This window comes from Sinomonas notoginsengisoli, assembly GCF_021554725.1.
In the GTDB taxonomy this organism is placed as follows: domain Bacteria; phylum Actinomycetota; class Actinomycetes; order Actinomycetales; family Micrococcaceae; genus Sinomonas; species Sinomonas notoginsengisoli.
Genome location: NZ_JAIZDP010000016.1, coordinates 1 through 14145, shown reverse-complemented (window position 1 = coordinate 14145; position 14145 = coordinate 1). Strand labels below are relative to the sequence as shown.

Genomic DNA, 14145 nt, shown 5'->3' with positions numbered 1-14145 from the left:
TGGGCGGGGAAATCCAGTGCCATGCGGATCACGGCCACGTCCGATCTCTGGTGGAAGACGGGGGTCATCTACTGCCTGGACATCGAGACGTTCTACGACGCGAACGGTGACGGCTGCGGCGATCTGGCTGGTCTGGCAGAGCGCGTCGACTACCTGCGGGAACTCGGCGTCACCTGCGTGTGGCTCATGCCCTTCTATCCGACACCGCACCGGGACGATGGCTACGACATCACGGACTTCTTCGGGATCGACCCCCGCCTCGGCCACCACGGGGACCTCGTGGAGTTCCTCCGCATGGCCCAGGACCGCGGCCTGCGCGTTGTCATCGACCTCGTGGTCAACCACACCTCCGACCAGCATCCGTGGTTCAGGGCCGCCCGGTCCTCGAAGGACAACCCCTTCCGAGACTTCTACGTGTGGCGCTCCGACCCTCCGCCAGACACCTCTAAGCAGGTGGCGTTCCCGGGCCAGGAGACCTCGATCTGGGCCTTCGACGAGGTCAGTGGCGAGTGGTATCTGCACCACTTCTACAAGGAGCAGCCGGACCTCAACATTGCGAATCCGAAGGTCCGGGACGAGATCGCGAAGGCGGTCGGCTTCTGGCTGCACCTGGGAATCAGCGGCTTCCGCGTGGATGCCGTGCCGTTCTTCCTCTCGCTCGAGGGAGTACCGCAGGATGAGCTCAGGGGGATCCACAGCAGCCACGACTACCTCAAGGCACTGCGCAGGTTCACGGGCCGCCGTGCGGGGGATGCGGTCCTGCTGGGCGAGGTGAATCTGCCGTACAAGGAACAGCTCGACTACTTCGGAGGCCCGGAGGGCGACGAGCTGACCATGATGTTCGACTTCGAGCTCATGCAGAACGTCTACCTGGCCATGGCCCGTGAGGATGCGCGCCCCATCATCAGGGCGCTGCAGTCCCGGCCCCCACTCCCGCCGGACTGCCAGTGGGCCACTTTTGTGCGGAACCACGATGAGTTGACTCTGGACAGGCTCAGCGAGGACGAGCGCGGGGAGGTCTTCGCGGCTTTCGGCCCCGAACCCGGGATGCAGATCTACGGGCGCGGGCTCAAGCGGCGGATCCCGCCCATGTTCGGCGGGGACCAGCGCCGCATCCGCCTCATCTACTCGCTCCTGTTCACCCTTCCCGGCACGCCCGTCCTGTTCTACGGCGAGGAGATCGGGATGGGCGAGGACCTCGCGGCCGAGGGCCGGATGGCGGTGCGCACCCCCATGCAGTGGACGTCGGGAGCGAACGCCGGGTTCTCCAGCGCTCCATCCGAGAAGCTGGTGAGCCGGATCCCGGACGGCGACTACGGGCCGGAGAACGTCAACGTCGCCGATGCCCGCCGGGACGCGGATTCCCTCCTGAACTTCATCCGCTTCCTCGCGCAGCGCTACCGTGAGTGCCCCGAGCTCGGGTGGGGTGAGTGCCGCATCATCGACCAGCCGGTCCATTCCGTCGTCGCCTACCTGCACACGTGGGATGACGCAAGCATGCTTGCGGTGCACAACCTCTCCCCCGAGGGGGCCACTGTCCGCCTCTCGCTCGGAGCGCCGCCCCTCGGACCATCGGGCCGCGTCGACGGCTGGCGCGATGCCGTGCTGCTCGATCTCCTCGGCTCGGGCACCGCGCCGAAGGAGGACATTCCGGTGCCAGAGGACGGCGAGGTGGAGGTCAGTCTCGAGGGGTATGGCCACATGTGGCTGCGCGTCCAGCTCCCGGGGCAGCGGCGCATGCTCTAGCTAGAGTGGATGCCATGAGCGAAGGAATCGTGGTCGGCGGCACGGACGAGATCGAAGAGGGCACAGCCAAGGTCGTGGAGCCGGAAGAATCAGGATTCAGCGACGCCATCGCGGTCTTCCACGCCGAGACGGGCTGCTTCTTCGCGCTCAATGACATGTGCACCCACGAGGAGGCCTCCCTCGCGGAGGGCTGGATCGAGGGCGAGACGGTAGAGTGCCCGCTGCACTCCTCGAGCTTCAGCCTCCGCACCGGCAAGGTCCTGTGCCTCCCCGCCACCGAGGACACGCATACGCACAAGGTCGAGGTCCGCGATGGCCAGATCGTGCTCTTCCCCGGCGTGGACGCCGATCCGGACGCCTGCGCACAGTGACCATCGCAATCGTCGGCGGCGGAGTGGCAGGCTTCAGCGCCGCCCAGGAGCTCCGCGCGCGCGGCTACGACGGAGAGCTCGTCATCGTCTCGCCCGAGGGCCTGCCCTACGACCGCCCGCCGCTGAGCAAGGGGTACCTCCTCGGCACCGAGGATGGCGAGAAGATCCTGTTGGCGCCGGAATTCTGGTACGCGGAGCACGACGTCGAGGTGGTCGCCTCACGCGCGGACGCCCTTGACCTCACCGGTGAGCGCCCGGCCCTGACGCTCGACGGCGGCCATCGCCTCGCCGCCTACCGCATCCTCCTCACGACGGGCGGCACTCCACGCCGGCTGGCGATCCCCGGTGGCGAGCAAACCCACGTGCTCCGCTCGCGCGCTGACTCGGACGCGCTCCGGCGTGTGCTTGTCCCGGGTGCCCGGATCACGGTGGTGGGCGCGGGCCTCATCGGGGCCGAGGTCGCCTCGGCTGCCGCGGCCCGGGGCGCCGAGGCGACGCTCATCGACCCAGTGGCAACGCCTCTCGTCCCGGCGTTGGGCGAGGCCCTCGCCGGCCGCCTCCACGCGATGCACGCCGAGCATGGCGTGCGGACGGTGGTCGGGGTGCCGGCGGAGATCAGGGCCAACGGGGCCGCGCCGGGGCCCGCATGCCTAGTCCGTCTAGCCGACGGCTCCGCCGTGGCCGCGGACGTCGTTCTGACGGCCATCGGCATACGTCCAGACACTGCCCTCGCCGGGGCAGCCGGCCTCGACCTCGACGACGGCATCCTCGTCGGCCCTGACGGCGCAACCTCGCACCCCGCCGTGTTCGCGGCCGGCGACGCCACCCGCACGAGGCGAGTGGGCGGCGTCGTGCGCGAACCCGTGCGCCGCGCCGAGCACTGGGAGGCGGCGGTCCGCTCGGGCCAGACGGCGGCGGCGGGGATGCTCGGCGAGGAGCCTGAGGAGTTCGGTGCGCCGTGGTTTTGGTCGGACCGATACGGCGTCCATGCCGAGGCCGTCGGCTCCCTCGACCCTCGCAGCGCACCCGGGTCCCGGATGGTGCTGAGGGAGGCCGCCGGCGTCCCGGAGGCGAGCTTCCTCATCGCTGCCGACGGGCACCTGCTCGGCTGCGCCGCCGTCGACCAACCGCTCGTCATCCGTGCAGCGCGGCGCATCATCGATCGGGGCATGGTCCCCGATCCCGAGCGCTTGGCCGATCCCTCCGTGGATCCGCGCAAGCTCGCTCGCTGACCGCTTTATTCTGTCTGACAGAATATGTGTCGTCCATCACCTCTAGTTCACCGTGTTTTGGGCCGCATTGGGCATATGAATAGCGGGTAGATTCTGCAAGACAGAATTTTGTGGTCACCATTGAGATGCAGACCACACCATAGAGAACATGTCATCTAGCGTTACCCCCCGCGTGTCCGGCAATGAAGCCGCACCCACCAGCCAGGGCCCAGCGTCGGGACCCAGCCGCCGCAAGGCCATCATCGCCGTGGCCATCTGCTGGGCCATGGTCGTGTTCGACGGCTACGACCTCATCGTCTACGGCACCGTGCAGAACAACCTCATCGAGTCCACGGGCTGGGGCCTCAACGCCGCCTCAGCCGGAACCATCGGATCCATGGCGTTCGTCGGCATGATGCTCGGCGCGGTCTTCGCGGGCCGTCTCTCTGATTCCTGGGGCCGCCGCAAGGCGATCATCCTGTCCGCTGTGATCTTCTCCGTCGCGACCGTCCTGTGCGCATTCGCTCCGGGCGCCATCGCCTTCGCTGCACTTCGCCTCGTGGCCGGGCTCGGGCTGGGCGGCCTCGTTCCCTCGGCCAACGCCATGGCCGCGGAGCTCATCCCCGCCAAGTGGCGGGGATCGATGGCCACCCTCATGATGTCCGGGGTGCCGATCGGCGGAACCGCCGCGGCCCTCCTGGGCCTCTGGATGATCCCGGCGTTCGGATGGCAGTCCATGTTCCTCCTCGCCATCATCCCGCTGGCAGCGTTGGTGCCGCTGGGCCTGCGCTACTTCCCGGAGACCCTCGGCTCGCCTCGGGCGGCCGCAGCGGTCTCGCCGGCCGAGCAGGCACCAGGGCAGGCACCAGGGCAGACGACGGCGCGCACCGGCTTCGCGGCCCTCTTCCGCGGAGGCTTCGGCTGGCTCTCAGTGCTGTTCGCTGCCTCCACGCTGTTCACGCTCTTCGCGTGGTACGGGCTCGGGACCCAGCTGCCGAAGATCATGCGTGAGTCCGGCTCCGACCTCGGCCCGGCGCTGACATTCACGATCGCGCTGAACCTCGGCGCTGTCGCCGGCTCGATCATCACCGCGTGGGCCGGTGACAAATTCGGCACAGTCAAGGTCTCCGTCATCGCCGCTGCCCTCGCGGGGATCGCGCTCGTGGCGCTCCTCGTGACGCCGGCCTCGAGCACGGCCTTCATCTACGGCGCCCTCGTCCTCGCGGGTGTCGGGACGCACGGAACCCAGTCCCTCGTGATCGGCGCCATCGCCTCCCACTACCCGGGCGAGCTGCGGGGCACCGCGCTCGGCTGGGCGCTGGGCGTGGGCCGCATCGGCGCGGTGCTCGCACCACAGCTGTCCGGGCTCCTGCTCGCGAGCAAGACGGTGCCTCCGTCGATGAACTTCCTCCTGTTCGGAGGAGCTGCCCTGGCCTCGGCGGCACTGCTCGTGGTCATCGTGTTCCGGGACGCGCGACGCCGGGCCTCCGCTTCAGTCGCTGCCTGACCTGAGACGCGCACGGCGCGCGGCCGGCCTCCCTGTGGAAGCCGGCCGTGCGCCGTCGTGCGTCAGCCCCTTGAGCAGCGGCACTCAGCCGAGCAGGGCCTCGATCGCTGCCTTCGCACTGGGATCGGAGCTCGTGAGGAACTCGTCGATCCGCTCGGGCTCGCCGGGCTCGCGGATTGCCGCTGCGGCCCTACCGAGGGCGTAGAGCGAACGGAGGAAGCCCCGGTTCGGCTCGTGTTCCCAGAGGACCGGGCCCGCCCCGCGCCAGCCGTTCTTGCGGAGGGCGTCGAGGCCTCGGTGGTAGCCCACGCGCGCATAGGCGTAGGACTCGATCGTGCGGCCCTGTGCCCACGCCTCGTCCGCCAGGATGGCCCAGAGCAGAGAGGACTGCGGGTAGTCCTCGACAAGTTCCTCGGCTGATTCGCCGAGGGCCAGCCCACGGAGGACCTCCGTCTCGGCGGGGAGCCGGGTGGGCTCCGGACCGAGCAGGTTGGCGTGGAGGGGGTTGCTCACTTGATCGTCTTGCCTGCGGAGCCGAGCTGCTGGGTAGCCTCGACGACGCGGGCCGCCATGTTCTTCTCGGCCAGGGCGCCCCAGACACGCGGGTCGTAGGTCTTCTTGTTGCCCACCTCACCGTCGACCTTGAGCACGCCGTCATAGTTGGAGAACATGTGCCCGGCCACCGGGCGCGTGAACGCGTACTGGGTGTCGGTGTCGATGTTCATCTTGATCACGCCGTAGGAGACGGCGTCCGCGATCTCCTGCTCGCTCGAGCCGGAGCCGCCGTGGAACACGAGGTCGAACGGGCGGTCCTTGCCCACCTTCGACCCCACCTCGGCCTGGATGTCCTTGAGGATCTCCGGGCGCAGCTTGACGTTGCCCGGCTTGTACACGCCGTGGACGTTCCCGAAGGTCAGCGCCGTGATGTACCGGCCATTCTCACCGGTGCCGAGGGCCTCAACGGTAGCGAGGCCGTCGGCAACGGTGGAGTAGAGCTTCTCGTTGATGGCGTTCTCCACGCCATCCTCCTCGCCGCCCACGGCGCCGATCTCCACCTCGAGGATCATCTTCGCGGCGGAGGTGCGGGGCAGGAGCTCCTTGGCGATGCGCAGGTTCTCCTCCAAGGTCTCGGCCGAGCCGTCCCACATGTGCGAGTTGAAGAACGGGCTGCGTCCGGCCTTAACCTCCTCCTCCGAGGCGGCCAGCAGCGGCAGGACGAAGCCGTCGAGCTTGTCCTGGGGGCAGTGGTCCGTGTGGAGGGCGATGTTCACGTCATAGTTCTTGGCGACCTCGCGCGCGAACGCCGCGAAGCCGAGCGAGCCTGCGACCATGTCCTTGACCGACGCTCCAGACCAGTACGCCGCCCCGCCGGTGGAAACCTGGACGATCCCATCCGAGCCAGCCTCGGCGAATCCCCGGATCGCAGCGTTCAGCGTCTGCGACGAGGTCACATTTACCGCAGGGAACGCGTAGCCTCCGGCCTTGGCGGAGTCGATCATCTCTACGTACTTCTCGGGGGTGGCGATAGGCATTTGAGTGCTCCTCGGCATGGCTCGGTGGGTTCACGCGGGTCGCGTGTAAGGGCCACTTCCCATCCTAGCGAGCCCTGCCATGGCGGGCTCGGTGGCTTACACAGATGACGACGGCGCTCGCCCGCCGTCCGCGGCCGAGAGTCACCATCGCAAAACGATCAAAACGATCTTCGAATATCTCTGTGGTTCTGGAGACTTGACTCCATCGATACTGATATATACCTTCGATAAGGAGAGCGGCTAACCGTACGGGGGAGGTGAGTGGGCATGGACGCAGCAACCGCGTTGGATGACCTCTCATTTGCATCCCGGCATCCCGACGTCCTGCGCGGCACACTCAGGCTCGATGAAAGAGCGCTCGACACCCCGCAGGGCGTCGCCGACGCTCTACGGGCCTTCGCCGACTTCGACGCCTACAGCGCGAGCATGCGCGCCGTCCTCTCAGACCGACACGCCCAGCAGATCGCCGAGGAACCGCTCGCGGGGCGCGACGGCCAGCCCACCCGGCTGAACGGGGAAATCGCCCATGCGGCGGCGGTCTCCGAGCTTGCGACGCTCCAGGGGACGTCAGAGGCCGTGGCTGCCCGCGCGCTGAACTTCTCGACCTTGCTCGTCAACATGCACCCAGCCATCCATGAAGCCCTCGCCTCAGGGGACATCACGGAGGCCCACGCCCGAGTCCTCGTCGAGCAGGCCTGTTCGCTGCCAGAGCAGGCCGGGGAGGCGTTCGGCATCGAGGCGCTCGCGCGCATCCGGACCCGGAAGGGGCGCCTGCGGACCCCCAGCGAGCTTCGCACCGTTGTCCGGGACCTGCGGGAGCGGCTGCATCCCGAGTCGATCGTCCGCCGCCGCGCCAAGGCCCGCGAAGACCGCGGCGTCTGGCTACGCCCCGAGGAGGACGGCATGTGCACGCTCACGGCCCTGCTGCCTGCAGAGGCCGCGCATGCCGCATATCAGCACATTGGCTCGATGGCCCGGGCGGCCCATCGAGCCGTGGGCGAGTACAGGACACTTCCACAACTCCGTGCCGATGTGTTCGCCCACCTCGCGCTACCGCTGGGCACCTCCGCCAATGTTCCCGCTCCCTACGCCGCTGGGACTGGCAGGATCCCAGAGGGATTCGACGACAGGATCACGGCCGAGATCGTGGTGCATATCCCGGCCGCAGTGGCCCTGGGCGCTTCCGACGACGTCGCACTCCTCGACGGCTTCGGAGTCATCGACGCCGAGACGGCACGCAGGCTCGCGGCCGCTGCACCCACGTGGAAGCGGCTCCTGACGGATGAGGCCGGAACACCCGTTGGACTCGGCCGCACTGCCTACCGGCCACCCGAGGCGTTCAGGAGGTTCATCCTGTTCCGGGATGGAACCTGCGTCGTCCCCGGGTGCACCTGCCCTGCCCAGCGTGCCGAGGTCGATCACACGATCGAATGGCAGGACGGCGGCACCACCGACCCGGACAACCTGGCTCTGCTGTGCCGGAAGCACCATGCGCTCAAGTCGCTGGCCCTGTTCCGCCTTCGGCGCGAGGCCGCCAAAGAGTCGGCAGGCAAGAAGACCTCCGGCGACAACCAGATGGTCACCGGCCAGACGGTCAGCGGCGAGCTCGTCTGGGAGACACTCCTCGGCAACACCTGCCCAGCCGAGGCCCTCGACCGTGACCACATCCTCGGGCCACGAACCCTCGTCCTGCCCCTCGAATCGCGCGAGGAGCCGCAGCCAGCGGACCGACGGGAACTCCTGCAACACCCACAGCCGCCCCCGGAACAATCCGACGCTGGAGAACCGCCGCCGTTCTGAAACGGCCCTTATGCTAGGAGCGCGTCGACCTCACTCGCGGTCGGGCATGCCGCTTGCGCGCCGTGCCGCGTTGTCGCCAGGGCTGCGGCGCACGAGGCGAAGCGGGCGGCGTCCTGGAGGCTGTCGCCGGCCGCAATCCTCGTCGCGACGGCGCCGAAGAAGGCATCCCCGGCTCCGGTTGTGTCGACAGCGTCCACGACGGTCGGCTCGATGCGGGTGACCGGCGCGTGTACGGCGGCCCCGAGGCGAGGGGCGGCCTGAAGGGCCGAGTCAGGGTCAGCCCCGAGGCACGTATCGAGGACCACCGAGCCGCGCGCGCCGAGGGTTACGATGACCCGCTCGAACCCGAGCAGGGCGAACGCTGCCCGAAGTGCGGGCCAGTCCGGCTCGTCCCCGTGGAGCCTGTCCCCGCCAAGCTCGTCGCTGGCCCCCTCCCGCCCGAGCATCTGGCCTGCCTCGTACGCGTTGACGATGAGCACGTCGACGCACTCCGCGAGATCGGCCGGGACCGCGGCGTACGGGGAGGGGTTCAGGATGACGGTCGCCCCTGCGGCGCGGGCCGCCCGCGCCGCGGCGAGCACCGTGTCCCGGCGCACTTCGAAGCAGAGGCACACGGCCGCGGCGCCGTCGAACACGCCATTGTCAGAGGCTGCACCAACATCAGTGGGAGAGAGCAGTGCGTTCGCCCCGGGCACGATCACGATGCTGTTCTCACCGTGGGCGTCGACGGTGATGCCAGCAACTCCGGTGCGCACGTCTGGCACCGTACGCACCCCCGCGGCGTCGACTCCAGCGGCATGGACCGCAGCACGCAGCATCGTCCCGTGCTCGTCGTCCCCCACAGCACCGACGAGGCGCACAGCTGCCCCGAGCCGTGCAGCCGCAACGGCTTGATTCGCACTCTTTCCGCCCGGATGGACGGCGAATCCCGTGCCAGCAACCGTCTCCCCCGGCCCAGGCATGCGCTCGGCACTGAAGACGAGATCGGCGTTGAGCGAACCGACCACCACGAGGCTGGCGTCCATGCGAGCCATCCTAGGGTCCCCGCCCAGCAGAGAGGCGAGGGTAACTTTTGCTGGTCTCCCAGCTCAACGGTAGGCTGGGGGAAGCGCAGGGGAGTATCCCAAGCGCTGCACACGTCAGCACGTCGGGCGCCGGAGCCCGGCCGGGTGCAGCGGCCATCCAGGTTCAAGGGTGGTGGAGAGACTTGTGGCGATATCGCCTACCTGCGAAAGGGACACGAATATGTCCGTCTCACCCCTCGTCTGGGGCCTCACCATCGTGGTGATCCTGGGCCTTCTGGCCTTCGACTACTTCTTCCACATCCGCAAGGCCCACGTTCCCACGCTCAAGGAAGCGGCCATCTGGTCGTCAATCTACGTGGGCGCCGCGGTCGTGTTCGGGATCCTCGTCCTCCTGTTCGGCGGGCCCGCGATGGGCAGCGAGTACTTCGCCGGATTCATCACGGAGAAGGCCCTCTCCGTGGACAACCTGTTCGTGTTCCTCGTCATCATGGCGAGCTTCAGGGTTCCCCGTGAGGACCAGCAGAAGGTGCTGCTCTTCGGCATCGTGTTCGCCCTGATCGCCCGCACGGCCTTCATCTTCGCCGGGGTGGCCCTCATCAGCGCGTTCTCGTGGGTCTTCTACATCTTCGCCCTCATCCTGCTGATCACTGCGGGCAACCTGCTCAAGGGCGAGGACTCCAGCGACGAGGAGGCGGACAACTTCATCATCCGCTTGGCGCGCAGGTTCCTGCGCACCTCGCAGCACTACGACGGCGACAGGCTCTTCACGGTGGAGAACGGCAAGCGCGTCCTGACCCCGATGCTGCTCGTCATGGTGGCGATCGGCGGGACAGACCTCCTGTTCGCCCTTGACTCGATACCTGCGATCTTCGGCCTCACGCAGAACGCGTACGTCGTGTTCACCGCTACCGCATTCTCGCTCATGGGCCTGCGCCAGCTGTTCTTCCTCCTCGACGGCCTGCTGGACCGCCTGATCTACCTCTCCTACGGTCTGGCCGCGATCCTCGCGTTCATCGGCGTCAAGCTCGGCCTGCACGCACTGCACGAGAACAACCTCCCGTTCATCAACAGCGGCGACCACGTGCCAGTCTTCGAGATCACCACGGGGCTGTCCCTGACGGTGATCATCGGCGTCCTCCTCGTCACGATCCTCGCCTCGCTGTACAGCAAGGCCGGCAAGGCGCACGCCGCGGTCAACAACGCGCGCCGCCATGCGGAGAACTACCTCGACCTCGAGTACACCGCCGATCCCACCGAGCGCGAGCGCGTCTACCGGGAGCTCGTCGACGAAGAGAAGGACATCCTCACGATGGACAAAAAGTATCGCGACAAGGTCAAGGACATCGAGGAGATCCGCGCCAAGGTCGCCGAGGCGCACACGAGGCATGCGGATTTCCTCGCGCGCTGACCAGCACGGCCATCGACTCTTGGACAACCCCCGCGGGCTTGGTTTGTTCCTAATTCAGGGGCGGGGTGTCGGCGGGGAGAACGCCCGTCCCGTACAGGTCGGTGGCGAGGTCGCGAAGTGCACGCAGGGCGACACGCTGGGTGAAGGGGCCGTAGGAGACCCGGGCTACTCCGAGTTCCTGCAGTTCGGCTGCAGGAAGGGCGCCCGGCGCGCCGATGACCGAGAGCTTTCCGCTCCCAAGTCCTTCGACCAAGGGTTCGATGACCTGGCGGGTGAGTGCTCCCGGGACGAAGACCAGTGCGGCACCGGCGTCAAGGAACGCGCGGCCACGGGTGACGGCGTCTTCGATGCTGTCCTTGATGGGCCGGTCACCGCCCCGTGCAATCGCATCCGTGCGTGCGTTCAACTGAAACGCGATGCCTTCGTCGTTCGCGGCAGCCATGATGGCGCGCACACGGGTGACTGCTTCATCCAACGGCCGGAGCCGGTCTTCAACGTTGGCGCCAACAACGCCGAACCCGATAGCCCTGCGGATCGTCTCAGCCGGATTGTCGTAACCATCATCAAGATCGGCCGTGACGGGGAGGTCAACCGCGTCCACGATTGTTTTGATCCCGGCCAGCGCTATGTCCGAAGGCATCGTGCCGTCAGGGTAGCCGTGGGCGGCGGCGATGGAGTGGCCCGCCGTCGCAATTGCTTTGCTCTCAAGTAGCGTCGCGACTGTTGCGGCGCTGATGGCATCCCACACGTTGACAACCCGCAGTATCTCCGGGGCCTGGTGCAGCGCTTTCAACTGCTGCGCCCGCTCGAATGTGCTCGCTCTGGTCATTCTTGTTCTCCGTTTTCTGTCTCTTACTCGGCAAGGAAGCCGAGGAGGATCTCGTTGACCTCCGCGGCGTGGGTCCAGAGCATGCCGTGCCAGCGGGGACCGGGTGGCGGTCAGTGTTATTGGCGGCAATGCAGGTCTCATGATCGACCGCGGGTCCTCGAACGGAGCGAGGCCGCGGCGGCTCGCAGCCTCAGGCGGGTTCGAGTTGTTCTCGGAGTTGTTTCAAACCATCCCGGATCCTGGACTTGATCGTGGGCAGCGGTTCTGAGAGCTTGTCGGCGACCTCACGGTAGGTTAGGGGGCCGAAATATGCGAGGACAATCGCTTCGCGTTGCAGCGGTGATAATGCTGCCAGTGAGTCCATGAGTTGCAGGACTTCCATCCGGTCTAGGAAGGAAGTTGCAACCTCGTCATAGGGGCGGGCCCAGGAGGCGGTAGCCCATCGTGCGTCACGGCTGGTACTTCTTTGGTGCGAGCGGACCTTATCCACAGCCTTGCGGTGGGCGATCGTCAACAGCCAGGCGGTTGGGCTTCCCAGCGCAGGATTGTATTTGGACGCGTCCTGCCAAACCAGAATGAAGACTTCCTGGGTCACCTCCTCGCTGAGGCCGTTATCGACGACCACACGGCGCACTGCCCCGAACACCCGGCGTGAGGTGCGCCGGTAGAACTCCGTGAAAGCCTTGTCGCATCCCTGCCCGGTTTCCTGCAATAAGACGGCCAGATACGTCGCTGGTTCTCCAGGGGCGGGGGCGTAGCGGTCCTTCGTGTCCATGGTGCCTTCACCTTCAAGTGCAGGCCCCGAATGGGCCACGGAGAGAACCAACCGTCGAATCCACCGAGAGAACGACCGTTCTCTGTCCTTCGCCTACAATAGGGACCATGCGTCGTTCACGCAAGCGAACCGGAAGAAGCGAGGGCTGTGACTGACGAATACGCTGACCCGGGCTGCGGCCCTGCCGAGGATGCGGTGATGCGGGCGATGATCGTAGAAGCCGTCAGCCCGTTGTTTTATGCCCGGGGATTCACTGCCGTGGGAATGGATGAGCTGCGCGCGGTCACAGGGGTCTCACTTAAGCGTCTGTACCGGCTCTTCCCGTCCAAGGAAGACATCATTGAAGAGGTCCTACACAGCTGGCGCGATACCTGGGAGGCGAATCTCAGGGCGCAGGTGGAGTCAACGCAGGTGCCTAGGGAACGATTGCTGGCCGTCTTTGATTTCCTGGCCGGGTGGTTCACCTCCGAGGGGTTCCGGGGGTGCGCCTTCATCAACTCTTTTGGTGAACTCGGAGGGATTTCCGGGCGCATTCCTGCAATTGTCCGTGCCCAGAAGAAGGAGTTCCAGGAGTACCTGGCCTGCGTCGCGACCGGCATCGGGGCACCGGAGACACTTGCCCCGCAACTGGCGATCCTCGCTGAGGGCGCACTGACGACCGCTGCGATTGCCGGAAGCGCGGAATCGGCCCACCAGGCGCGTGCCGCGGCAGAAGTCCTCATCGATGCCGCCCTTGCACCCGCGGCCTCAACGCTGGCCGCGTCACGGGCACCCTAGCCGTCCGAGGGGCCGATGGTCCCGGGCTCCTTGGCGGAGGGGGGCGTGGCGTCCCGCCCGCTCCTCACCTTCCCGTCAAATGACCCGGGGTGGTTCTGGTGGGGCGGCCGGTTCTTGTTTACGTCTGACCGGGCCCTGACGGGTGCTGTGGCGGCGGCGACGAGGGAGTGGCATCCGCCGATGGAGTGTCAGCGCGGTACCGGCGAGGAGGACTCCGCCGGCTTCGGCCCAGGCCGTGAGGGTTTTTTCGGGGTACCAGACGGGTTCGTACATGGCCGGGAGGGGCCCGAATGCGGGGATGTCCACGTAACGGTAGAGCAGCAGGGCCGCCAGGCCCCCGCCGGTGACCGCGAGGGCCAGTAGCCACGCCGGTCGGCTGCCCCGCAGGAGGATGTACAGGCCGGCGATGACCGCTGCGGACGCTTCGGTGATGAACAGGTTCCCTTGCCCGATCCCGTCGGGGGCTGCGCCCTGGTAGCCGGGGGACAACTGGAAGTGCACGACGGCTTCCACGCCGAGGGCCGCCGTCATCAGAATCCGCAGAACCCAGTCCGCTGCGGCCCGCGGGGCGGAACCGGAACAGCGGTGGGGGAGCCGCGTCATTTGACGGTCAGGGTTCCGTGCATGTTGGAGTGGTAGCTGCAGTGGTAGGTGTAGGTGCCGGGTTTTGCGGGGGCGGTGAATGTGGTGGTGGTCCCTGCTTTGACGACGGCGTCGAAGGAGCCGTCGTCAGCGGTGACGGTGTGGGCTGCGTTGTCCATGTTCATCACGGTCACGCTCGCCCCGGCTGGGACGCTGTCCGGGCCGGTGTAGGCGAAGGATTTGATGTGGATCGTCGCCTCCGCTGTCGCGCCGGTGGACCCGCCCGTGGCCCCCATGGACGATGAGGTGGATGACGGGGTCGACGATGCACTCGGGGAAGGGCTCATGCTCATGCCCGGGTCCATGGACGCGCCCGCCGGTCCGGCCACCGTTGAGGGCGCTGCCGGAGAACCTGTCCCGGCGCCGCAGGCGCTGGCCCCGATGATCGTGGCGGCACCTATCAGGGCGAGGGCGAGACGCTGGCGGGTCGTGGTGGTCTTCATGGCGTTTTCCTCTTCCAGGAGCGGGCGGAGGCCCCGAAGCCGGGTTTCCCCCTGCCACCGGGCCGCCGGCCGGGTTTAG

14 protein-coding genes are annotated in these 14145 nt (G+C 67.3%); 7 read left to right on the top strand and 7 right to left on the bottom strand.

Going from position 1 to position 14145, the window contains the following annotated elements:
* Positions 1–21: 21 nt before the first annotated feature.
* From LF262_RS16170 to LF262_RS16155, 4 genes are all read left to right on the top strand, one after another.
* A complete protein-coding gene (locus LF262_RS16170; RefSeq protein ID WP_235781434.1) occupies positions 22–1746 on the top strand; it encodes an alpha-amylase family protein in 1725 nt (574 codons plus the stop codon).
* 14 nt (positions 1747–1760) lie between these two features.
* Positions 1761–2117 carry a non-heme iron oxygenase ferredoxin subunit gene (locus LF262_RS16165; RefSeq protein ID WP_235781433.1) on the top strand — a complete coding sequence of 119 codons (357 nt, stop codon included), beginning with the start codon at positions 1761–1763 and terminating at the stop codon, positions 2115–2117.
* Entirely contained in the window at positions 2114–3349 is a 1236-nt protein-coding gene (locus LF262_RS16160) for an NAD(P)/FAD-dependent oxidoreductase (protein WP_235781432.1), read from the top strand. Before LF262_RS16165 ends, LF262_RS16160 begins: the two co-directional genes overlap by 4 nt.
* Positions 3350–3521: 172 nt before the next feature.
* Positions 3522–4835 carry an MFS transporter gene (locus LF262_RS16155; protein WP_235781431.1) on the top strand — a complete coding sequence of 438 codons (1314 nt, stop codon included), beginning with the start codon at positions 3522–3524 and terminating at the stop codon, positions 4833–4835.
* Between the two features lie 84 nt (positions 4836–4919).
* Here the strand turns inward: LF262_RS16155 and LF262_RS16150 are convergent, their stop codons facing one another.
* Positions 4920–5348, bottom strand: coding sequence for a DUF3151 domain-containing protein (locus tag LF262_RS16150; protein ID WP_235781430.1), 429 nt, complete (start codon positions 5346–5348; stop codon positions 4920–4922).
* Positions 5345–6367, bottom strand: coding sequence for a class II fructose-bisphosphate aldolase (fbaA, locus tag LF262_RS16145; RefSeq protein ID WP_235781429.1), 1023 nt, complete (start codon positions 6365–6367; stop codon positions 5345–5347). Before fbaA ends, LF262_RS16150 begins: the two co-directional genes overlap by 4 nt.
* A gap of 267 nt (positions 6368–6634) precedes the next feature.
* Here fbaA and LF262_RS16140 point away from each other — a divergent pair, with 267 nt between their 5' ends.
* Complete coding sequence (locus LF262_RS16140; RefSeq protein WP_235781428.1) at positions 6635–8167, top strand: HNH endonuclease signature motif containing protein; 1533 nt, start codon at positions 6635–6637, stop codon at positions 8165–8167.
* A gap of 8 nt (positions 8168–8175) precedes the next feature.
* On the opposite strand, the gene LF262_RS16135 is transcribed toward LF262_RS16140, so the two are convergent.
* Positions 8176–9192, bottom strand: coding sequence for a ribokinase (locus LF262_RS16135; protein ID WP_235781427.1), 1017 nt, complete (start codon positions 9190–9192; stop codon positions 8176–8178).
* A gap of 220 nt (positions 9193–9412) precedes the next feature.
* On the opposite strand from LF262_RS16135, the gene LF262_RS16130 reads away from it, so the two are divergent.
* Positions 9413–10600: a TerC family protein gene (locus LF262_RS16130; protein WP_235781426.1), complete on the top strand. Its 1188-nt coding sequence runs from the start codon at positions 9413–9415 to the stop codon at positions 10598–10600.
* A 49-nt stretch (positions 10601–10649) separates the two neighbouring features.
* On the opposite strand, the gene LF262_RS16125 is transcribed toward LF262_RS16130, so the two are convergent.
* Together LF262_RS16125 and LF262_RS16120 are read right to left on the bottom strand one after the other, a co-directional pair.
* Positions 10650–11429 carry an isocitrate lyase/PEP mutase family protein gene (locus LF262_RS16125; RefSeq protein ID WP_235781425.1) on the bottom strand — a complete coding sequence of 260 codons (780 nt, stop codon included), beginning with the start codon at positions 11427–11429 and terminating at the stop codon, positions 10650–10652.
* 190 nt (positions 11430–11619) lie between these two features.
* Positions 11620–12204, bottom strand: a complete 585-nt coding sequence (locus LF262_RS16120) for a sigma-70 family RNA polymerase sigma factor (RefSeq protein WP_235781424.1) — start codon at positions 12202–12204, stop codon at positions 11620–11622.
* Between the two features lie 198 nt (positions 12205–12402).
* On the opposite strand from LF262_RS16120, the gene LF262_RS16115 reads away from it, so the two are divergent.
* Positions 12403–12981 carry a TetR/AcrR family transcriptional regulator gene (locus tag LF262_RS16115; protein ID WP_235781423.1) on the top strand — a complete coding sequence of 193 codons (579 nt, stop codon included), beginning with the start codon at positions 12403–12405 and terminating at the stop codon, positions 12979–12981.
* Positions 12982–13056: 75 nt separating this feature from the next.
* Here the strand turns inward: LF262_RS16115 and LF262_RS16110 are convergent, their stop codons facing one another.
* Together LF262_RS16110 and LF262_RS16105 are read right to left on the bottom strand one after the other, a co-directional pair.
* Positions 13057–13512: a hypothetical protein gene (locus LF262_RS16110; RefSeq protein ID WP_235781422.1), complete on the bottom strand. Its 456-nt coding sequence runs from the start codon at positions 13510–13512 to the stop codon at positions 13057–13059.
* A gap of 68 nt (positions 13513–13580) precedes the next feature.
* Positions 13581–14066: a cupredoxin domain-containing protein gene (locus LF262_RS16105; protein ID WP_235781421.1), complete on the bottom strand. Its 486-nt coding sequence runs from the start codon at positions 14064–14066 to the stop codon at positions 13581–13583.
* Between the last annotated feature and the right edge of the window lie 79 nt (positions 14067–14145).

Bases quoted from the DNA above. Each gene is read 5' to 3' on its own strand.
- LF262_RS16170 (WP_235781434.1), top strand. From the start codon at position 22: ATGCGGATCACGGCCACGTCCGATCTCTGGTGGAAGACGGGGGTCATC.
- LF262_RS16165 (WP_235781433.1), top strand. From the start codon at position 1,761: ATGAGCGAAGGAATCGTGGTCGGCGGCACGGACGAGATCGAAGAGGGC.
- fbaA (WP_235781429.1), bottom strand. From the start codon at position 6,367: ATGCCTATCGCCACCCCCGAGAAGTACGTAGAGATGATCGACTCCGCC.
- LF262_RS16140 (WP_235781428.1), top strand. From the start codon at position 6,635: ATGGACGCAGCAACCGCGTTGGATGACCTCTCATTTGCATCCCGGCAT.
- LF262_RS16135 (WP_235781427.1), bottom strand. From the start codon at position 9,192: ATGGACGCCAGCCTCGTGGTGGTCGGTTCGCTCAACGCCGATCTCGTC.
- LF262_RS16130 (WP_235781426.1), top strand. From the start codon at position 9,413: ATGTCCGTCTCACCCCTCGTCTGGGGCCTCACCATCGTGGTGATCCTG.
- LF262_RS16125 (WP_235781425.1), bottom strand. From the start codon at position 11,429: ATGACCAGAGCGAGCACATTCGAGCGGGCGCAGCAGTTGAAAGCGCTG.
- LF262_RS16120 (WP_235781424.1), bottom strand. From the start codon at position 12,204: ATGGACACGAAGGACCGCTACGCCCCCGCCCCTGGAGAACCAGCGACG.
- LF262_RS16115 (WP_235781423.1), top strand. From the start codon at position 12,403: ATGCGGGCGATGATCGTAGAAGCCGTCAGCCCGTTGTTTTATGCCCGG.
- LF262_RS16110 (WP_235781422.1), bottom strand. From the start codon at position 13,512: ATGACGGCGGCCCTCGGCGTGGAAGCCGTCGTGCACTTCCAGTTGTCC.
- LF262_RS16105 (WP_235781421.1), bottom strand. From the start codon at position 14,066: ATGAAGACCACCACGACCCGCCAGCGTCTCGCCCTCGCCCTGATAGGT.